Below are 19,336 nucleotides of genomic sequence, written 5' to 3' on the forward strand. Positions count from 1 at the left end.
AGGCGATCTGTCCCGCATAATCCGGCTTTTTTCAGATCGCGTGACAGGCGGCGGAAAAAATGGCGAATGTCTTGGTGCCGCAGGTCTTCTGTAGCGCGATTCCGGCAAAGCAGCCGTGCGGTTTGCGCCCGGCTTGGCGCAAACAAGATCGTCATGTCGGCAGCCAGCGGCAACCGTTCTAGATCGCCTTGGCCACCTGCTTGTTGCGCTCGAGCAGCGCCTTGACCGTCGCGTCGGTCACCTTGCCGTCCGGCTCCTGGCCGATCGATTTTTGGAAGTTCTTGATCGCAGCGACGGTTTTTGCGCCCATTTCGCCATCCGGCACGCCGGCGTCGAAGCCGTTATTGTTGAGGATGGCCTGGATGTTGCGGATCGCCTTCTTCATGTCGACGGAGGCCGTCTTGGCGCCCGTGCCCGCCCATTCGTCGGGGATGTCGATGCCGTTGGCGCGGTGATCGAGCGGCTCCGGCTTCCAGAGATCGGCCTTGGCGCGGGCCCTCTGGAGCTGATCGGGCTTCATTGCGTTGGCCACTTCGTCGCGCTTCTGCGCTGCGTCCTTGTCGCCGGCCTTGGCGGCGATCGCAAACCACTTGTAGGATTCTTCGATGTCGGCCGGAACGCCGTTGCCCCTCGCGCAGAGGATCGCCAGGTTGAACTGGCTGTCGGTGATGCCGAGATTGGCGGCCTTGGTGAACCAGGAGGCCGCCGTCGCATAATCCTGCTGGCCGAGCGCACCGGAGGCGTAGAGCACGGCGAGATTATGCATGGCGCTGGCATTGCCCTGGTTTGCCGCCTGTTCGTAGAAGGTCTTTGCCTTGGCGATGTCGCGTTCGACGCCGTTGCCCTTCTCATACATGCTGCCGAGCCGGTACTGCGCCGGCGCAAAACCCTTGTCGGCCGAAAGCTGATACCAGTTGGCCGCCTGCTTCTGATCGACCGTCACGCCGTTGCGGCCATCCGAATAGCGCGCGCCGATCTCGAACAGCGCCAGCGCATCGCCGCCCTGCGCCGCATCGGCAAGCGATTTCGGCTGCACGGTGTCGGGAATGGTGATGGCGGCCTGCAGTGCTGCGGCCGGCGTATTCGGCACGAAGCCCGAGGTTTCCTGCGGTGCGCCGGAAGCGGCGGGCGCAAAACCTGCCGCTCCTTCGCCGTCGAGCGGGGCAGCGTCGGTCAGATGATCGCCGCTGGCGGGTGGGGTTATTTCCGGCTGCGCCTGTTCGGCGGCTGGGGGAGCCGTCTCGGCTGCGGGAGCTTTCACCGCCGCGGCGCCGGCGTCGGGCTGGGCGGACGTCGCGTCCGGCAAGTCCGGCTGCGGGTTTTCCGTTGCTCCCGTCAGCGCCGAGACCTCCGCCGGCGGCTGCGGCGCGGATTCGCCGCTCGTCAGCGTTCGGGCCAGCGGAAAGGCCATGATGGCGAGCAGTACGGCGCCGACCGCGAGCAGGATCGGCCGGCGATAGCGCGAGAAGGCGCTGACCTTGCCGGTTTTGCCCGTCTGGTCGGTCCTGCCGGCCTTGGCAGTCGCGCCCTTCTTCTCGCTCTTGCCAGCCTGCTTCGGATTGGCGTCCACTTCCATGGCGGCCGCCTGCGCCGCCCGGCGCGCAGCGGCGATGTAATCGGCGCGATCGGTCTCGACGGGAGGTTTGCCGCGTGCGGCACTTTGGCTGGCGCGCACCCGTTCGAGGATCTTCTTGACGTCAGGCGCGCCCGAACCCGGCTCGAGCAGTTCGTTCGCCGCATCCGTCGGCACCACGTCGGCAGGATCGATCGACGGCGCCGGGTCGATCACCGCGCGTTCGGCGGCCTTTGTCTCGGCCTTCTTGCCGGGGCGCAACCGCTTGCCGAGGCTGGCCAGCAGACTGGATTTTGTCGGCGCCGGCGTCGTGGCCTCCGGCGTTCTGGTCGCCGCTTCGATGGCGATCGCGCTGGTTGCGCTCATGACTGTGGCCTGCGCCGGGGCGGCAGGTTCGGCTGGGATCTCTGCCGGGCGGATGACCGGCGAGGCCGTCGCTGCCGGGGGAGCTTCCGGCGTCCGGGCGGCCTCGGCCACCATCAGCGCGTAAGGGTCGACGTCGAAATCGACGTCGGCGATCGGCATCTGGGCGACCGGCCGTCCGCGCTCTTCCATGCCGTCGAGACGGTCGGCGATATGCACCAGCGTCTCGTGCAGCGCCTTGAAAGTCTTGTGCGTGCGCTCCTCGCTGTCGCGACTGATATCCTCGAGATGGCGCAGGTCCTCGGCCAGCGCCGTCAGCGCCGACATGTCGGCGGCCGGCACGGCCCCCTGCAGGGCGCCATTGCGCGAATAGGCCTCGACGACGGCTTCCGCCGCCTGACGCGCCGCTTCGATGATGTATTCGTCGCTCGTCGCCATGTAATCTTCGATCGCGCCCATGCGGCGGTCGAGCTCGGCGGGGATCGCAGCGCTATCGCGCGGCTCGCTCATCAGCGCCGAAAGATTGGCGATCTGATCCTCGAGGTTCTTCAGCGCCAGCGGATCGGTCGGCGGTGCTGCTGTGCTCTCTTCCAGCCGGGCGGCGATGTCGCTCAGCCGTCCTTCGAGGCGCCGGAAGGCGCCGTCGTCGATCGCGGCGGCCGGCGCCGACTGCGGATGGGCCATCTCGTCGATGCGCCGGGCGAGATAATCGAGCCGCTGCGCCAGCACCTCGTTAACGGCGCCGTTCTCCAGCGCGTCGATCTTGCGGGAGATGTCGGAAAGCGGTCCGCTGAGATCGGGCTGCGCCGCCGTCTGCTGCGTGCGCTCCAAAAGATAGGAAAGATGTTCCAGCCGCTCGTCGAGCCGCGACGTCGCTTCCGCCCTGGTCAGTTCCTCGACACGCTCCGTCAGCGCTTCCAGCCGCATCGCCAGCTCATCGGCCGGCGTCGCCCGGCTGGCGGCATCATGGCTCATCACGTCGATCTGGTCGGCGAGCGCCGAAAGCCGGCTTTCCAGCCGCTGCATCAGCGTCGGATCGTTATTGGCGGCCGCACGTCCGCTGGCCGCGATCGCCCGGCTGATCTCGTCGAGCCGCATGTCCATGGCGGCGAATTGTTCCGCCATGATCCGGTCATGCGGCTGGATCATATTGCCGAACTGTTCCATCGCCGTTGCGATGGCGATGAGCTTGTCTTCCAGCGCGCGAACCGCCGGACTTTCGCCCATGCCGCCGATATGGCGCTTGATGTCGTCGAGCCGGTAGGCGAGCGAAACGAGCTCTTCCTGCAGCCCTTCGGTATCGAGTGCGGCAAGCCGGTTCTCGAACCCGTCCCAGCGGTTTTCCATGTGACGCAGCGATTCCTCGCGCGCCAGCCCGTCCATCAGCGATCGCAGATCCTCGAAATCTTCACGCAGGCCGGCCGCCTCCGCGCCGGCCGAGCGTCCGGTCAGCTGATTGATGCTCTGGGCGAGGCGGCTCATGTCGGCGCGGATGTCGTCGGCGAAGCGGCCGTCGCCGGCACTTGTTTTGATCTCGCGCAGCTCCGTGCGCAGCGCGTTCATCTCGCGGGTGACACCTTCGGAAATATCGCGTTTCAGGTCCTGGCGCAGGTTGACAAGCGCCTGGGCGATCTCCGTCATCGTATCGTTACCGACGCGGAAGGCGGGTGCCGGCTGTGACGTCGCGGCGCGCGGCGCGGGTTCGCGCAGCTGCGGGGCCGGCTCGCGCCCGTAAGGCCGCTCGCGGCCGGCTTCCAGCGCGCGCTGGCGCTGGCGGATTTCAGCGAGCGGATCCGGCCGCGGCTCGATCGGCGCTCTTGCTGGGCGCGGCGAATTGGAGCCGGCGTAAGCGTCGCGCTCGGCCGTTGCCGTGCGTGGCCGCTGGTCGCGCCCGCTGCCCATGAGCCCTTCGATGCGCGCCTCCAGCCCTTCGATCGTGCGGTTCAGCGCATCGAGCGAGGTCCTGTCGGACTGCCGGGAAGGATTTGGTCGCGATCCGTTCATCTTCTTGCTCGCTTCGACTGCTCGATCTCTCGTCAGAGCTCGATCCGTGGCTTTTCCGTCTGTGGCCAGCGTCTTCACGCGGACCGGAGCACATCATCCATAAGAAGATAGTCAATTAGACTTTCCTCAGGCTGGACGACGTAGCGGCATCTCTGGGAAACGCGAGACTGGAAAAAGGAATGCGGATCGCTACTGCTCAACCCGCACCTTTCACGAAACGTGGTAAACAAGCCGTTAATATCGATGAGAATTTTTTAACCTTTGTGCCTCAAACGCCGTTTTTGGCGGCAATTGCCGGCCAATTGGTCGGATCGAACGGTGGTGCCGCGTTCAGGCCGGCCGCTTATATTGCAGCTCGATCTTCACGCCCTCGGGGCCGTAAACGAAGACTTGGCCGAGATCCGTGTCGGGGATGTCATAATATTCGTAGCGATAGCCGCTCGCCTTGATGCGCTCCAGCGCCGGGGCGAATTCGTAAAGGCTGAAGGCGGCATGGTTGAAGATGCCGGGTGGAAAATCACCGCTGCGCGATGTCAGGCTGAGATGGATGACCGGGCGGTCGTCGAGATAGAGCCAGTGGCCGGGCGAGGGGAAAGGCGGCCGGTAGCCTTCCTCGACGCCGAGCACGGTCTTGAAGAAGCCGATCATGCGAGGCGCATCGCGGGTATCGATCGTGACATGGTCCAGGCGCGGCATCGGTTCCTCCCTGCCAGCTCTTTCGACGAAACATAGTCTGTTCGTAACCGCCGCGAAAGCGGCCTCTTCTGCGCAGCCGGCAGCTCAGAAATTCTCCGTCCATGGCCGGACTTCCACTTCCAGCGACCATGCACTGCGGTGCTGGCGAAGCACGTCGATATAGGTCTGGGCGATCGCGTCCGGCAGCAGCGTGCCGTCGGGTTTCTCCGCCCGGTCCGGCCGGGTTTCGGAACGCACGCCGCCGTCGATGACGAAATGGGCGACATGGATGCCCATCGGCCCGAGCTCGCGGGCGGCACTCTGGGCAAGGCCGCGCAGCGCGAACTTGCCCATAGCGAAGGGAGCCGATTGCGCAAAGCCTTTCACGCTTGCCGAAGCGCCGGTGAAGAAGATCGCGCCGCGGCCGCGCGGTATCATGTGCTGCGCCGCCTGTTGCGCCACCAGAAAGCCGCCGAAGGCGGTGGTCGCGATCGCCTTTTCCACCTCGGCGGGGTCGAGTTCGGCAAGCGGGCCGCGCACCCGGGCGCCGGCATTGAAGATCACGACCTCTGGCCCGCCGATGGTGGCGGCAGCCTCTTCGAACAGCGCCGCGACGCTGGCAGGCTGCGACACATCTCCGCTGAATCCGCTGGCGCCTGTTTCCGCCAAGAGCGCCTGGAGCTTTTCGATGTTGCGGGCGGCAAGCCCGACCTTGACTCCGAGCGCCGACAATTGCCGGGCGAGCGATGCGCTGATGCCGGAACCCGCCCCGACGATGAGGGCGCTGGCATAGGGAAAGTCGGACATAAGTATCTTCCTGCGTGGATCGTCCGAAAGAGGTAGGAAGTGCCGATGGCTCGTGCCAGCGCCCTGGCGGGAATTTCAGTGCGGCGCTGCCGCATCGATCGAATAGGCGCTGATGCGCGACAGATGGATGAAGGAAAGCCCGGTCTCTTCGGCCCAGTCGTTGAAGGCCTTCTGGATCATCGGCTGGTCCTTCTTCGCCGTGCCGGAGGCAGACAGCGGCACGCCGGCCGACCTCAGGCAGGCGAGCACATCCATCGTCGCGACAAAGCTGTCGCGGCCGATGCCCCGCAGGAAATATTGCCCGGTCATGCCGCCGAGACGGCTTGCGCGTTTGCTCAGCAGGTCGAGGAGACCGATCTGGTCCTCCCGCGGCCAGCCGGCGAAGAAGGCGCCGGCGCTGCCGTATTCCCTCGCCAGATCCCGGACGAAAGCGGCATTGGCGCGAACCGACATGATCTTCGCGCCGTTGCGGATGATCCGCTCGTCCGAGGTCAGCTCATGCCAATAATCGTCGGGCGCGATATTCAGCATTGCCGGATCGAAACCGGAAAACGCCGCCTCGAAACCCGGCCATTTCGCATCGATCACCTTCTGGACGAAGCCGCTGTAGAAAACCCGCCGGGTCATGTCGGCAAGAATGCGGTCATCAGGCATGGCGCGCAGCCGGTCGTGATCCGGCCGATGCCTCTCCAGCAAGGCCTGCAGCGCCGCTGCTCCGCCTTTCCGTTCTTCCGCACGCTGCCTTATCGCCTCGAAACTGATCATGCCGGCCGCCCCTGAAGCATTGCCCGAATTGCGGATAGAAGACGATCGTCCTTATACGCCGTTCCCCGATAGACAAGGAAGGGGAGATCACGTCTCCTCCTCACGCGCAGATTCGTCGTCGCGAATTTTTTCGCGAAAGATGGCGAAGCTGCAGAATTTGACGTTTACGCAAACGTCAATATTTTGTAAGACAGTGCCCGAGGCCGGCTCGACCCGGTCAGTCGAATGGAGGAATTCGCGAAATGCCAGTCTATAAGGCCCCGGTGAACGATACGCTCTTTGTCCTGAACGACGTACTGGGCCTCGAACGCTACAACAATCTGCCGGGTTTTGCCGATGCCACGCCTGACATGATCGAGACGATCCTCGGCGAGGCCGGAAAGGTTGCCGAGGAGGCGCTCTTTCCGGTGAATTATTCCGGCGATCAGAAAGGCTGCCATCGCCACGACGATGCCAGCGTCTCGACGCCCGAGGGCTTCAAAGAGGCTTACAGGGCCTATCGCGAAGGCGGCTGGATCGGTCTCGCGGTGCCGGAGGAATTCGGCGGGCAGGGGCTGCCCTACACGCTGCATTGCGCCGTCGGCGAATATACCTCCGCCGCCAACATGTCGCTGATGATGTATCCGGGCCTGACGCAGGGCGCGATCGCGGCGATCCTCGTCCATGGCACGCAGGAGCAGAAGGAGACCTACCTGCCGAAGATGGTCGACGGCTCCTGGTCGGGCACCATGAACCTGACCGAGCCGCATTGCGGTACCGATCTCGGCATGCTGCGCACCAAGGCGGTGCCGCAGCCCGACGGCAGCTACAAGATTTCCGGCCAGAAGATCTTCATCTCCGCCGGCGAACACGACCTAACCGACAATATCGTCCATCTGGTGCTGGCTCGCATCGAAGGCGCGCCCGAGGGCACCAAGGGCATTTCGCTGTTCATCGTTCCGAAGTTCCTGGTCGGCAAGGACGGCGCGCCCGGTGCCCGCAACGCCGTTTCCTGCGGCGCGATCGAGCACAAGATGGGCATTCACGGCAACGCCACCTGCGTCATGAATTACGACGAGGCGACGGGTTTCCTGATCGGCGCCGAAAACCGCGGCCTCAACGCCATGTTCGTGATGATGAACGAGGCTCGCCTGATGGTCGGCCTGCAGGGCATCGCCATTTCCGAGATCGCCTATCAGAACGCCGCCGCCTACGCCCGCGACCGCATCCAGGGCCGCTCGCTGTCCGGCGTCAAGGCGCCTGATAAGAAGGCCGATCCGATCATCGTCCACCCGGATATCCGCCGGATGCTGATGACCATTCGCGCCTTCAACGAGGCCGGCCGCGCCTTCCTGCTGTGGACGGCGCTGAAATCCGATATCGCCCACCGCGCTACCGACGAGAAGGAGCGCCAGACGGCCGACGATATTCTCGGCCTCGTCACCCCGATCCTCAAGGGCGTGATGACCGACAAGGGCTTCGATCATGCCGTCATGGCCCAGCAGGTTTTCGGCGGTCACGGCTATATCGAAGAACACGGCATGAGCCAGTATGTGCGCGATGCCCGCATCGCCATGATCTATGAAGGCGCCAACGGCATTCAGGCGCTCGATCTCGTCGGCCGCAAGCTTGCGCTGAACGGCGGCCGCGCCGCCATGGCCCTCTTCAAGGAGATCGGTGATTTCTGCGAGGAAAACCGCAGCGACGAAAAGCTTTCCTTCTTCACCAAGCATCTGAAGAAAGGCTTGAACGACGTCCAGGGCGCGACCATGTGGTTCATGCAGAACGCCATGGCCAAGCCCGACAATGCCGGCGCCGGCTCGACCGATTACATGCATCTCTTCGGCCTCGTCGTTCTCGGCTATATGTGGGCAAAGATGGCGAAAGCCGCCGAGGACGGTCTTGCCTCCGGCGATCCGAGCCGCGAGGATTTCCTGAAGAACAAGCTGGTGACCGCCCGCTTCTTCATGGAACGCATCATGCCGGAAACCGCGTTGCGCAAGGCCCGCATCGAAACCGGCGCCGATACGATGATGGAGTTGGCCGCCGAAGCGTTTTAAGCGGTCGGCGTAGCCGACGAAACGATCCGGTGAATCGTTTCGAGCGCCGAACGCCCTGAGTTTAGACGAAGGGCTATCTGGTTTTCGCAGATTTCGAAGGCGCATCGGCGCCGTCAGGGAGACGAGACAATGACCGAGGTTTTCATTTACGATCACGTCCGCACGCCGCGCGGCCGCGGCAAGAAGGACGGCGCCCTGCATGAGGTGCCCTCCGTCCGTCTGGCGGCCAAGACGCTGGAAGCGATCCGCGACCGCAACGGGCTCGATACGCAGACGGTCGACGACATCATCATGGGCTGCGTCGATCCGGTGATGGATGCCGGCGCCGTCATCCCCAAGGCGGCCGCCTTCGAAGCTGGTTATTCCACCAAGGCACCCGGCATGCAGATCTCCCGCTTCTGCGCCTCCGGCCTCGATGCCGTCAATTTCGGTGCCGGCAAGATCGCCCAGGGCGCCGCCGACATCGTCATCGCGGGCGGCGTCGAAAGCATGTCGCGCGTCGGTCTCGGCATGTCGGGCGGCGCCTGGTTCATGGACCCTTCGGTGAATTTTCCCGCCTATTTCATGCCGCAGGGCGTCTCCGCCGATCTCATCGCCACCAAATACGGTTTCAGCAGAACCGATGTCGACGCCTATGCCGTCGAGAGCCAGAAGCGTGCCGGACATGCCTGGGAGCAGGGATGGTTCGACAAGTCGGTCGTCCCGGTCAAGGATCAGAACGGCCTGACGATCCTCGACAAGGATGAGCATATGCGCCCGGGCACCGACATGCAGGCGCTCGCTTCGCTCAACCCCTCCTTCCAGATGCCCGGCGAGATGGGCGGTTTCGAAGCCGTCGGCATCCAGGCGCATCCCGAGATCGAGCGCATCAACTATGTCCACCATGCCGGCAATTCCTCCGGCATCGTCGATGGCGCCGGCGTCGTCCTGCTCGGCTCGAAGGCGGGTGGGGAGAGCATGGGGATCAAGCCCCGCGCCCGCATCAAGGCCTTCGCCAATATCGGCTCCGATCCGGCGCTGATGCTGACCGGTCCTGTCGACGTGACCGAAAAGCTGTTGAAGCGGACCGGCATGCGCCTTGCCGACATCGACCTCTTCGAACTCAATGAGGCCTTCGCGGCTGTCGTACTGCGCTACATGCAGGCCTTCGACATCGACCACGACAGAATTAACGTCAATGGCGGCGCCATCGCCATGGGTCACCCGCTCGGCGCCACCGGCGCGATGATCCTCGGCACGGTGCTCGACGAACTCGAACGCCGCGATCTCAATACCGCGCTGGTAACGCTCTGCATCGGCGCTGGCATGGGCACCGCAACGGTTATCGAGAGGGTCTGACGATGGGCTTCAACACCGGCACGATCGAAGCCGAATATGCCGAGGTCGCCGAGCACTGGTCGCCCCGCGTCATCGCCGATCTCAACGGCCAGAGCGTCAAGCTCGCCAAGGTTAGGGGCCAGCTCACCTGGCATTCCCACCGCGACGAGGACGAGCTTTTCCTCATCTGGAAGGGGGCGCTTACCATCGAATATCGCGATCGCCCGCATGTGCATCTCAAAGCCGGTGATTTTCATGTCGTGCCGAGGGGTGTCGAGCATAATCCTATCGCCGAAGAGGAATGCTGGATCGTGCTTTTCGAGCCGTCGCAGACAAAGCATACCGGCGATGTCATCACCGAAAAGACCAAGACCGTAGACGCGCAGCGCAGCCACTTGCCGGGCTGATCGGGAGGAACCCAATGACCTATACCAATTTCACGCTCGAAACCGACGCCGACGGCATCGCTCTCGTCACCTGGGACATGCCCGGCAAATCGATGAACGTCTTCACCGCCGAGGTGATGGAAGAGCTCAATGCGATCATAGACACAACGACCGCTGACGCCGCCGTCAAGGGTGTCGTTTTCACTTCGGGCAAGTCCTCCTTCTCCGGCGGCGCCGATTTGTCGATGATCAAGTCGATGTTCAGTTCCTATCAGGAGGAGAAGGCAAGGAGCCCGCAAACGGCCGTTCGGACGCTCTTTGGCCTTGTCGGCCGCATGAGCAGCCTGTTCCGCAAGCTCGAAACCTCGGGCAAGCCCTGGGTGTCGGCGATCAACGGCACCTGCATGGGCGGCGCCTTCGAACTGTCGCTCGCCTGCCACGGCCGTGTCGCCTCCAATGCCAAGAGCGTCAAGATCGCACTGCCCGAGGTCAAGGTCGGCATCTTCCCCGGCGCCGGCGGCACCCAGCGTGTGCCGCGGCTCGCCAATGCCCAGGATGCGCTGCAGATGATGACGACCGGCCAGTCGCTGAGCGGCTCCCGCGCCAAGGCAATGAACCTCGTGCATCAGGTGGTCGAGCCGGACCAGTTGATCCCCGCCGCCAAGCAGATGATCAAGGACGGCCTGAAGCCGGTCGCCCCCTGGGACGAGAAGGGCTTCAAGCTGCCGGGCGGCGGCATCTGGACGCCGGCCTCGGCCCAGCTCTGGCCGGCTGCACCGGCAATCCTGCGCCGCGAAACCTCGGGCAATTACCCCGCCGCGCTCGCCATCCTGAAATGCGTCTATGAAGGCCTGCAGGTGCCCTTCGATACCGGCCTGAAGATCGAGCAGCGTTATTTCACCGAGGTGCTGCAGACCCGCGAAGCCTTCTCGATGATCCGCTCGCTGTTCATCTCGATGCAGGAACTCGGCAAAGGCGCCCGCCGCCCGGCCGGCATCCCCAAGTCCGAACTCAAGCATGTCGGCGTCGTCGGCGCCGGCTTCATGGGCGCTTCGATCGCCTATGTCACTGCCGCTGCCGGTCTCCCGGTGACCCTGATCGACCGCGACATGGAAGCTGCCGCCAAGGGCAAGGCCGTGTGCGAGGGGCTCGTCAAGGATTCCGTCGGTAAGGGGCGGTTTACGCAGGACGAGGCTGCAGCCCTTCTCTCCCGCATCACCCCTTCGGCCGACTATGCCGGGCTCTCTACTGCCGATCTCGTCATCGAGGCGGTGTTCGAGGATCGCCAGGTGAAGAAATCAGTCATCGCGGCGGTTGAAGCCGTGCTGCCCGAGGGCGCGATCTTCGCCTCCAATACCTCGACGCTGCCGATCACGGGCCTTGCGAAGAATTCCAAACGCCCCGCCGATTTCATCGGCATCCACTTCTTCTCGCCGGTCGAGAAGATGATGCTGACCGAGGTCATTCTCGGCAAGGAGACCGGCGACAAGGCGCTGGCCGTCGCGCTCGATTATGTCGCGGCGATCAAGAAGACGCCGATCGTCGTCAACGACACCCGCGGCTTCTTCGTCAATCGCTGCGTGCTGCGCTACATGTCGGAAAGCTACGACATGCTGATCGAGGGCGTGCCGCCGGTCATGATCGAGAATGCCGCCAAGATGGCCGGCATGCCGGTCGGTCCCCTGGCGCTCAACGACGAGGTGGCGATCGACCTGTCACTGAAGATCCTCAAGGCCACCGTTGCCGACCTCGGCGAAAAGGCGATCGACCCCAGGCATATGGAGCTGATCTCCCGCATGGTGGAAAAGGAGGGCCGCTTCGGCCGCAAAAACTCCAAGGGCTTCTATGACTATCCGCCCAAACCGGCGAAGAAATCGCTCTGGCCGGAGCTTAGGAGCTTCTATCCGCAAAAGACGGCGGACGAGGTCGATGTTGCCGTCCTCAAACAGCGCTTCCTCGTCACCATCGCGCTGGAGGCCGCCCGCACCGTCGAGGAAGGCATCGTCACCGACCCGCGCGAAGCCGACGTCGGCTCGATCCTCGGCTTCGGCTTCGCGCCCTATACCGGCGGGGCGCTGAGCTATATCGACGGCATGGGTGTGAAGGCTTTCGTCGAATTGGCAGAAAAGTTAGCAGGGGCTTACGGAGATCACTTCAAGCCGACGCCGCTGCTGAAGGACATGGCCGCCAAGGGCGAGGCCTTCTATGGCCGGTTCGATCCCTATGCGAAGATCGGGAAGGCGGCGTAAGGCTGTTTTTGGGCGGACTGCCTTTTCTGTCGTGCCGTGGCAGCCCCCTCCGCTTTGCCGGGTATCTTCCCACAGGTGGGCAGATCGGCAAGTTGCCGGCTCACCGAATCCATTCTCCGTCTTGATGCCCCGGCAGGGCAGAGGTGGCCGCCACACGGCACGACATTAAAGAGATCGCGCCATTTTCTCTCGGCGGTCGCAGGGCAGCACTCACCCGCTCGACACTTCGGCCTCCTCCAGCATTCCCATCACCCGCGCCATGACAGCCCGCGCCGCATCGAGCTCCGCCGATGCAAACGCCGCCCCAAGCCCATCCGCCCATCCGGCCTGCGCCATCTCGATCACCCCCAGCCGCTCCGCCCCTTCGCCCGTCAGCCGCACCAGCTTGGCGCGCTGGTGCTGCGGATTCTCGGCATAGGCGATCAGGCCTTCGCCCGCCAGCACATCGGTAAGCCGCTGCACACCCTGGCGGGCGAGGCCGAGGGTGCGGGCGATCTGCGCTACCGACATGTCACCACGCCGCGCCGTCGCCAGCACCTGCCAGCGCGCACTCGTTTGTCCCGCCGGTTTTGCCAGCCGATCACCGGCCGCCGTCAGATGGGCGGCCAGACGCAGGGCCGTGATCGCGAAAGCGGCAAAGGCATCCCCTCCCACGGTTCGCTCCGGTCGATTTTGTTTGACAACATGTTGTCGATTCTGTAACTCATTCATAATGACAACATATTGTCCTAAGTCTGCGCCCGCTGCAACGCCAAGGAGGAGATCATCATGAAGAAGGCCTACAAAGGAAGCTGCCACTGCGGCAAAGTGAATTACGAGGTGGATATCGATCTCGAAGCAGGCACTGGTCGCTGCAATTGCTCGATCTGCGCCAAGCGGCGCTATTGGGGCGCCAACGTCAAGCCCGAGGATTTCCGGCTGATGTGCGACGAAGCGGTTATGGCCGACTATCAGTTCAACACGATGAGCGGCCATCACCGCTTCTGCCGCACCTGCGGCGTGCCAGCATTTGGAGACGGTTATGTCGAGGCGATCGGCGGCGCCTATGTCTCGATCAACATCGCCTGCCTCGACGATATCACCCCTGAGGAACTGGCGGCGCTGCCGGTGCGTTACGCCGACGGCAGGCACGATGCCTGGTGGAACGAGCCGGCGGTGACGAGTTATCTCTGAAGCAATTCCAGCGGTTTTGCGTTCGGAACTGCACGAGCGGAATGCTCCCTTGTCGGATCGTCGTCCTCCCGTTCGTCCTCTGTCCATAGCGAAAAGGAGAACGAGCGTGAACGATGAAACGAAGGTCAGGATCGAGGAAGAAGCGATCATCGCCATGCTGATGATGCGGGCAAGGGCGCTCGGCGAAAAGAACGCCGAGGAGGCGCTTTCCTACGAGGCGGAGGATTCCGTCGAGTTTTCCCTGGCGCCGCCGCTCGCCTTTTACGGCCGGGACGAGGCGAGTCTGCGGGCGTGGTTCGACACGTGGGACGGCCCGATCGGCGGCGAAGTGCGCGATGCCAAGCTGACGGTCGGCGGCGATGTCGCGTTCTGGAGCGGTCTCATGCGCATGACCGGAACCAAGACCGATGGCACCGAAGTCGATCTCTGGTTCCGCCAGACCCTCGGCCTCGTCAAGCGTGACGGGAAATGGATCGTCGCTCACCAGCACGCCTCGGTGCCCTTCGCCATGGATGGCAGCGGCCGCGCACTGCTCGATCTTCAGCCGTGACTCGGACCTCGGATGTCAGGCAGGGTTCTCCGCCAGCTTCCGCCGGCCGCTCCGGACAGCGATGATGCCGATGCCCATCAGAAGCAGGATCGCTGTCGCATAGATATCGGTGGTCAAGCCATAGCCGGCCGATTTCGCCAGGAAGCCGGCGAGGATCGCCGGCAGGCTGAAGGCGAGATAGCTCTGGACATAGAAGGCGGCAAGCAGGCCGGCGCGCTCATCCGCTTTGGCGAGCGGCATGATGGTGCCGATCGAGCCGAGGAAATTGGTGCCGAAACCGGCGCCGGTGAAGACGGTGCCGATGAGCAGCAGCGGTACATTGGCGAGATGCACGCCGGCAACGACCGTCAGGATCCCGAGCGTCTTTGCCGACACGCCGAAACCCAGATTGGCCGATGCCGTCTTGCTGCGCCTGAGATAGACGGCGATCGCGCCGCTGACCATCAACGCGGTGACGACGGCCCCGCCGGTTAGCGGCGCCCTGCTGCCGGTCGTGCTGGCGACCAGCGACGGCACCAGCGAAAGGTAGAAGCCGGCAAGCGTCCAGTTGGCGATATTGATCGGCGTCACCAGCGAGAGCGGCCGTTTTACCTGCGGGGGAATGGCGACCCTGGGGATCAGGGAGCCGAGGGCGCCCGGCCGCCTGCCGCCGGTCTCGCGCGTCAGCCAGATGGCCGCCGCCAGCAGCATGAAGGCAAGAAGCAGCAGCGCATAAATGAGATGCATCGGGAAAGGCCCATATTGGATCAGGGCGCTGGTGCCGACCGCGCCGACCGCCATGCCGCAAAGCGGCGCGATCGAATTGACGATCTGCCCCTTGGCCCGGTCGACATCGACGAGAGCGGCTCCGAGCGAGGCGCCGGCAATCCCGGTCGCAATACCCTGCACGATCCGCGCCGCGATCAGCCAGCCGGGGCCGCTGGCGACGACGAAGAGGCCCATGGCTGCGATTTCGAGCACGAGAGCGAAGAAGATCACCGGCTTGCGGCCGAGATGGTCGGAGATCGAACCGGCGATCAACAGCGCCGCCAGCAGCGCGAAGGCGTAGACGGCAAAGACCACCGTGATCAGCACCGGCGAGAGCGAGAAATTCTCCTGATAGATCCGATAGAGCGGCGTCGGCGCCGCCGAGGCGCCGAAAAAAGTGGCGAGCGTCAGCGCGTGAAAGCCGATCGAGGGATGAGGCGCATTCTCTGTGGATTTGGCTGCGGCGACCATGTATAAGCCCTCTTAAAGCTAAGGCGTTGCGTTAGCTCCATGTAGGACGGATGGATCATAAAGGCAAATTATTTGCGTTTATGGGTCTGTCAAAGAATTTGAACGATAAGTGTCAGGGGGAGCCGGCGTCGAAATGGCAGTGAAAGAAAATCTCCGGCCGGGCGGTAGAAGCGCCCGGGTTCAGGCCTCGGTGCACAAAGCTGCCCGCGAGTTGCTGGCCGAGATGAACCGCGCCGAGGTGACCATCCCGTTGATCGCCGCCAGGGCGGGTGTGACGCCGTCGACCATCTATCGCCGCTGGGGCGATCTGCAGGAACTGCTTGCCGATGTCGCCGTCGAGCGGCTGCGGCCGGACATGCAGCCGGTCGATGCCGGCAGCGGCAAGGCCGATCTTGAAGCCTGGGCCGAGCAATATGCCGAGGAGATGGCTTCGGGGCCGGGCCGAGAGATGATCCGCGACGTGCTGGCGGCGCAGGCGGGGGTTAACGCTTGCAAATGCGCAGAATATACGCGTCAGCAGATCGACGTCATCGCCGAGAGGGCAAAGCTTCGTGGTGAGACCTTCCCCGATGTCGACAGTGTCATGGATCAGGTGGTGGCGCCGATCATGTATCGCATCCTGTTCGCCGACGTGCCGGATACCGCGCATGTGCGCGATCTCGTTTCGCGTGTCGTACGCGCGAGCGACTGAACTGCCTGTTATTCGGCAGCCGCGCGTTTCAACCCGGATATCTGGGTGATATAGGCACGCAGCGCTGCCGGCCGCACCGGCTTGTGCTGGACGGCGATATCGTGCCGCTCGGCCTCGCTGCGCACTTCCGGCGTGCGGTCGGCGGTAACAAGCAAAGCGGGGATATCGACGCCGAACTGCCGGCGCAGATGCAGGATCGCGGCTATGCCGGTGCCGTCGTCTAGATGATAATCGGCGATGACGAGGTCCGGCGGTCTGTCACGGCCATCAGCTGCGCTCACATCGGCCAGGCGGTCCGCCGCCGTCACCTCGCAGCCCCAGCCGCTGAGCAGCAACCGCATGCCTTCGAGGATTTTCGGCTCGTTATCGATGCAGAGCACCTTCAGCCCCTTGAGCGGCTGCGCGGGCCGGTCGGTCGGCGCCGCGGCTGCGACCGCCTCGGCCGGGCGCGAGACGTCGAGCGGCATGGCGATGCGGAACTCCGTTCCCCTGCCGTGTGTCGACTGCAGCTCGACCGGATGATTGAGAACGCGGGCGATGCGGTCGACGATCGAAAGGCCGAGCCCGAGACCGGAGGCGGTTTTCGCTCCTTCGTCGAGCCGCGCGAATTCCTTGAACACGGTGCGGAATTTCGACGGCGGAATGCCGATGCCGGAATCGATTACCTGGATGATCACCTGGTTGCCGCGCCGCCGCGCCCCGACCAGCACCTTACCGCTAATCGTGTATTTGATGGCGTTGGAAACCAGGTTCTGCACCAGCCGGCGCAGCAGGTTCGGATCGGAGCGGACCCTGAGCGACGTCGGCATGACCACCAGCTTCAGCTGTTTTTCCCGGGCGATCGGCGCAAAATCGGTCTCGATCCGCTCCAACAGGTCGGAAAGCGCCACTGAGGCAAGCCGCGGCCGCATGGCGCCGGTGTCGAGCCTGGAGATATCGAGCACCGCGCCGAGAATGGTTTCGACCGATTCCAGCGCCGAATCGATGTTGCGCACGATCGGGCTGTTGTCGGATTGCGCCATGCGCTCGACCAGCGCCGAGGAATAGAGCCTGGCGGCGTTGAGCGGCTGCAGGATGTCGTGGCCGGCGGCGGCGAAGAAACGGGTCTTGCCGATATTCGCCTCGTCGGCGGCGGCCCGCGCTTCGGCGAGTTCGCGGTTGACGCGGGTGAGTTCCGCCGTGCGTTCGGCGACGCGCTGCTCCAGCGTCTCGTTCGCCTGTTTCAGCGCCTGATCGGCGCTGACGCGCTGGGTGATGTCGGTGAAGGTGGCGACGATGCCCTTGTCGGGCATGGCATTGGAGCGCACCTCGATGATCCGCTCGCCGCCGCCGAGCACCAGCGCGAAGGGTTTGTCGAGCGTCAGGAAATGCCGCACCGTCTGCTGCAGGTCGCCGGGCGCGATGTCGCCGCGCTGGCTGAGAATGGTGACGATATCGGCCAGGGGAAAACCGACCTGGCCGGCATTCTCCGGCAGGTCGAGCAATTGCCGGAAGCGGCGGTTCCAGATCGTCAGCCGGTTGGAGCTGTCGAAGACGGCAATGCCCTGGTCCATCTGCGACAGCGCGGTCTGCAGCATGTCCTGGTTATATTGCAGCGCCTCGCTCGCCTGGTCGAGCAGCCAGGCGGTGTCGGAGGAGGCATCTTCGATCTTCTGAAGGATCAACGACAGCACCAGCCGCGCCGAGGAGGAGCCGATGGCGCTGCCGAGCAGCTGTTCGCTGAAATGGATCAGCGCCATGTCGGCCGGCTGCTCGTCCTCCAGCTTGCGGCCGGAACTTTGCTCATAGGTCGTCAGCGAGCGCTGCATGCGCTCCTCGCCGAGGTAGCGCGAGATTGCCGCCTTGAGGTCGCCGACGCTGATGCGGGTTTTCCAGCCGCGCGTGGCAAATTGCGAGCGTGAATGCCGTTTGACGAAAATGCCGGCCTGGATGCGTTCCAGCGGCCTGGCATTGCGGGTGAGCGATCCGACGATGACGAAAGCGGTGTTGACGAGCAGGCTCATTAGGGTCGCATTGACCAGCGGGTCGGCGTCGGGCGCGGTAAACAGCGTGGCGCCGGGGAAGATGAAGCCGAGCACGGCGCTTGCCACATGCGAATAATCGGGGCCGCCGAGCGACGGCAGGAACAGCAGATAGATCCAGATGACGAAGCCGGACGTCAGCCCGAGGATGGCGCCGCGCGCATTTGCCCGCCGCCAGATCAGTCCGACGAACAGGGCAGGGGCGATCTGCGCGATCGCCGCGAACGAGAGAAGGCCGATCGAGGCCAGCCCCGCCGTGCTGTCGGTCGAGCGGTAGTAGGCGTAACCGAACAACAGCACGGCGAAGATCGCGCTGCGGCGGATGTTCAGCAGCGTCTTGGCGAAATCGTCGCGCTGGCCGGTGCGGCCGGCGAGTTTGCGCCGCAGGAAGATCGGCATGATGATGTCGTTCGACACCATGATCGACAGCGCCACGGAATCGACGATGACCATCGCCGTTGCGGCGGAGAAGCCGCCGATGAAGGTGATCAGCGAAACCACCGGCATCTCGCCGGCAAGCGGCAGCGACAGCATGTAGAAATCGGCATTGCCGGCGCCGCCGAAGGTCAGCAGCCCGCCGATCGCCACCGGCAGCACGAAGAGATTGATTGCGATCAGATAGACGGGAAACAGAAAGCCGGCGAGTTTCAGCTGTTTCGCCGTCCGGTTTTCCACGACCGTCACGTGAAATTGCCGCGGCAGCATGATGATCGCGAAGGCCGACAGTGCGATCAGGGTGATCCAGCGGCTGATCGGCGTGTGATAATTCAGCGCCGACATCACCAGGCTGTTTTCGACGGTCTTCTGCCAGAGGTCGGTCGGACCATCGAAAAGAAACCAGATGACGCAGATGCCGGCCGTCAGGAAGGCAACCAGCTTGACCACCGATTCCATCGAAACCGCGAGGATCAGCCCGTCCTGATGTTCCGTCGCATCGGTATGCCGCGTCCCGAACATGATGGCGAAGCAGGCAAGCACCAGCGTCGCGACGAGCGGCAGATCGAGAAAATAGAGATTGCCGCTGCCGATGCCGTAATCGGACGGGTTGACCATGGCGCTGACGGTGCTGGAGATCGCCTTCAGCTGCAGCGCGATATAGGGAATGGTGCCGATCAGCGAGATCAGCGCGACGATGGTGGCGACCGTCGGGTTCTTGCCGTAGCGGGCGGCGACGAAATCGGCGACGGAGGTGAGCTTCTCCGCCTTGGCGAGCTCGATGATGCGGCGAAGCAGCGGCATGCCGAGCGTGAAGACCAGGATCGGGCCGATATAGATGCCGGCAAATTCCAGGCCGCGCTGCGCGGCAAGCCCGACGCTGCCGAAATAGGTCCAGGAGGTGCAGTAGATCGCCAGGCTCAGCGCATAGACGACCGGCCATCCGCCCTCCAGCGAGCCCGGGCCGCGGTTCTTGCGGTCGCCATAGCTTGCCACGGCGAACAGCAGCAGCAGATAGCCGAAGGCAGACGCGAATATGACCCAGCCTGGAAGCATTGACCCTCCGCCGG

At 64.0% G+C, this 19,336-nt stretch carries 14 protein-coding genes; 7 read left to right on the plus strand and 7 right to left on the minus strand.

Annotated elements, in window-relative coordinates:
* Nucleotides 1-178: 178 nt before the first annotated feature.
* The 4 genes from J2J99_RS02900 to J2J99_RS02915 all read right to left on the minus strand — a co-directional run bounded on the left by J2J99_RS02900 (nt 179) and on the right by J2J99_RS02915 (nt 6,187).
* Nucleotides 179-3,940 (minus strand): peptidoglycan-binding protein, encoded by a 3,762-nt coding sequence (locus J2J99_RS02900; RefSeq protein WP_168295848.1) that lies wholly within the window; start codon nt 3,938-3,940, stop codon nt 179-181.
* Between the two features lie 330 nt (nt 3,941-4,270).
* Complete coding sequence (locus J2J99_RS02905; protein ID WP_168295849.1) at nt 4,271-4,636, minus strand: VOC family protein; 366 nt, start codon at nt 4,634-4,636, stop codon at nt 4,271-4,273.
* An 84-nt stretch (nt 4,637-4,720) separates the two neighbouring features.
* Entirely contained in the window at nt 4,721-5,422 is a 702-nt protein-coding gene (locus tag J2J99_RS02910) for an SDR family NAD(P)-dependent oxidoreductase (RefSeq protein WP_168295850.1), read from the minus strand.
* A gap of 75 nt (nt 5,423-5,497) precedes the next feature.
* Nucleotides 5,498-6,187 carry a DNA-3-methyladenine glycosylase I gene (locus J2J99_RS02915; RefSeq protein WP_168295851.1) on the minus strand — a complete coding sequence of 230 codons (690 nt, stop codon included), beginning with the start codon at nt 6,185-6,187 and terminating at the stop codon, nt 5,498-5,500.
* A gap of 242 nt (nt 6,188-6,429) precedes the next feature.
* Here J2J99_RS02915 and J2J99_RS02920 point away from each other — a divergent pair, with 242 nt between their 5' ends.
* From J2J99_RS02920 to J2J99_RS02935, 4 genes are all read left to right on the plus strand, one after another.
* On the plus strand, nt 6,430-8,226 hold the full coding sequence (locus J2J99_RS02920) for an acyl-CoA dehydrogenase C-terminal domain-containing protein (protein WP_168295852.1): 1,797 nt from the start codon (nt 6,430-6,432) through the stop codon (nt 8,224-8,226).
* A gap of 129 nt (nt 8,227-8,355) precedes the next feature.
* A complete protein-coding gene (locus J2J99_RS02925; protein WP_168295853.1) occupies nt 8,356-9,564 on the plus strand; it encodes an acetyl-CoA C-acetyltransferase in 1,209 nt (402 codons plus the stop codon).
* A 2-nt stretch (nt 9,565-9,566) separates the two neighbouring features.
* Nucleotides 9,567-9,950, plus strand: coding sequence for a cupin domain-containing protein (locus tag J2J99_RS02930; RefSeq protein WP_168295854.1), 384 nt, complete (start codon nt 9,567-9,569; stop codon nt 9,948-9,950).
* A 14-nt stretch (nt 9,951-9,964) separates the two neighbouring features.
* Nucleotides 9,965-12,178 carry a 3-hydroxyacyl-CoA dehydrogenase NAD-binding domain-containing protein gene (locus J2J99_RS02935; protein WP_168295855.1) on the plus strand — a complete coding sequence of 738 codons (2,214 nt, stop codon included), beginning with the start codon at nt 9,965-9,967 and terminating at the stop codon, nt 12,176-12,178.
* Nucleotides 12,179-12,388: 210 nt separating this feature from the next.
* Here the strand turns inward: J2J99_RS02935 and J2J99_RS02940 are convergent, their stop codons facing one another.
* On the minus strand, nt 12,389-12,889 hold the full coding sequence (locus J2J99_RS02940; protein WP_168295856.1) for a MarR family winged helix-turn-helix transcriptional regulator: 501 nt from the start codon (nt 12,887-12,889) through the stop codon (nt 12,389-12,391).
* 57 nt (nt 12,890-12,946) lie between these two features.
* Here J2J99_RS02940 and J2J99_RS02945 point away from each other — a divergent pair, with 57 nt between their 5' ends.
* A complete protein-coding gene (locus tag J2J99_RS02945) occupies nt 12,947-13,351 on the plus strand; it encodes a GFA family protein (RefSeq protein WP_168295857.1) in 405 nt (134 codons plus the stop codon).
* Nucleotides 13,352-13,505: 154 nt separating this feature from the next.
* Entirely contained in the window at nt 13,506-13,901 is a 396-nt protein-coding gene (locus J2J99_RS02950; RefSeq protein ID WP_168296019.1) for a nuclear transport factor 2 family protein, read from the plus strand.
* Between the two features lie 15 nt (nt 13,902-13,916).
* Here the strand turns inward: J2J99_RS02950 and J2J99_RS02955 are convergent, their stop codons facing one another.
* Complete coding sequence (locus J2J99_RS02955; RefSeq protein ID WP_168295858.1) at nt 13,917-15,119, minus strand: MFS transporter; 1,203 nt, start codon at nt 15,117-15,119, stop codon at nt 13,917-13,919.
* Nucleotides 15,120-15,252: 133 nt separating this feature from the next.
* On the opposite strand from J2J99_RS02955, the gene J2J99_RS02960 reads away from it, so the two are divergent.
* The gene (locus J2J99_RS02960; RefSeq protein WP_168295859.1) at nt 15,253-15,810 is read left to right on the plus strand and encodes a TetR/AcrR family transcriptional regulator; all 558 of its coding nucleotides are present in this window, start codon (nt 15,253-15,255) and stop codon (nt 15,808-15,810) included.
* 8 nt (nt 15,811-15,818) lie between these two features.
* On the opposite strand, the gene J2J99_RS02965 is transcribed toward J2J99_RS02960, so the two are convergent.
* Nucleotides 15,819-19,322, minus strand: a complete 3,504-nt coding sequence (locus J2J99_RS02965) for a PAS domain-containing hybrid sensor histidine kinase/response regulator (protein WP_168295860.1) — start codon at nt 19,320-19,322, stop codon at nt 15,819-15,821.
* Nucleotides 19,323-19,336 lie beyond the last annotated feature (14 nt).

The organism is Rhizobium binae (assembly GCF_017357225.1).
GTDB classification, from domain to species: Bacteria; Pseudomonadota; Alphaproteobacteria; order Rhizobiales; family Rhizobiaceae; genus Rhizobium; species Rhizobium binae.

Coding starts and splice junctions, on each gene's coding strand:
- J2J99_RS02900 (WP_168295848.1), bottom strand. CDS start 3,940: ATGAACGGATCGCGACCAAATCCTTCCCGGCAGTCCGACAGGACCTCG.
- J2J99_RS02905 (WP_168295849.1), bottom strand. CDS start 4,636: ATGCCGCGCCTGGACCATGTCACGATCGATACCCGCGATGCGCCTCGC.
- J2J99_RS02910 (WP_168295850.1), bottom strand. CDS start 5,422: ATGTCCGACTTTCCCTATGCCAGCGCCCTCATCGTCGGGGCGGGTTCC.
- J2J99_RS02915 (WP_168295851.1), bottom strand. CDS start 6,187: ATGATCAGTTTCGAGGCGATAAGGCAGCGTGCGGAAGAACGGAAAGGC.
- J2J99_RS02920 (WP_168295852.1), top strand. CDS start 6,430: ATGCCAGTCTATAAGGCCCCGGTGAACGATACGCTCTTTGTCCTGAAC.
- J2J99_RS02925 (WP_168295853.1), top strand. CDS start 8,356: ATGACCGAGGTTTTCATTTACGATCACGTCCGCACGCCGCGCGGCCGC.
- J2J99_RS02930 (WP_168295854.1), top strand. CDS start 9,567: ATGGGCTTCAACACCGGCACGATCGAAGCCGAATATGCCGAGGTCGCC.
- J2J99_RS02935 (WP_168295855.1), top strand. CDS start 9,965: ATGACCTATACCAATTTCACGCTCGAAACCGACGCCGACGGCATCGCT.
- J2J99_RS02940 (WP_168295856.1), bottom strand. CDS start 12,889: ATGAATGAGTTACAGAATCGACAACATGTTGTCAAACAAAATCGACCG.
- J2J99_RS02945 (WP_168295857.1), top strand. CDS start 12,947: ATGAAGAAGGCCTACAAAGGAAGCTGCCACTGCGGCAAAGTGAATTAC.
- J2J99_RS02950 (WP_168296019.1), top strand. CDS start 13,506: ATGCTGATGATGCGGGCAAGGGCGCTCGGCGAAAAGAACGCCGAGGAG.
- J2J99_RS02955 (WP_168295858.1), bottom strand. CDS start 15,119: ATGGTCGCCGCAGCCAAATCCACAGAGAATGCGCCTCATCCCTCGATC.
- J2J99_RS02960 (WP_168295859.1), top strand. CDS start 15,253: ATGGCAGTGAAAGAAAATCTCCGGCCGGGCGGTAGAAGCGCCCGGGTT.
- J2J99_RS02965 (WP_168295860.1), bottom strand. CDS start 19,322: ATGCTTCCAGGCTGGGTCATATTCGCGTCTGCCTTCGGCTATCTGCTG.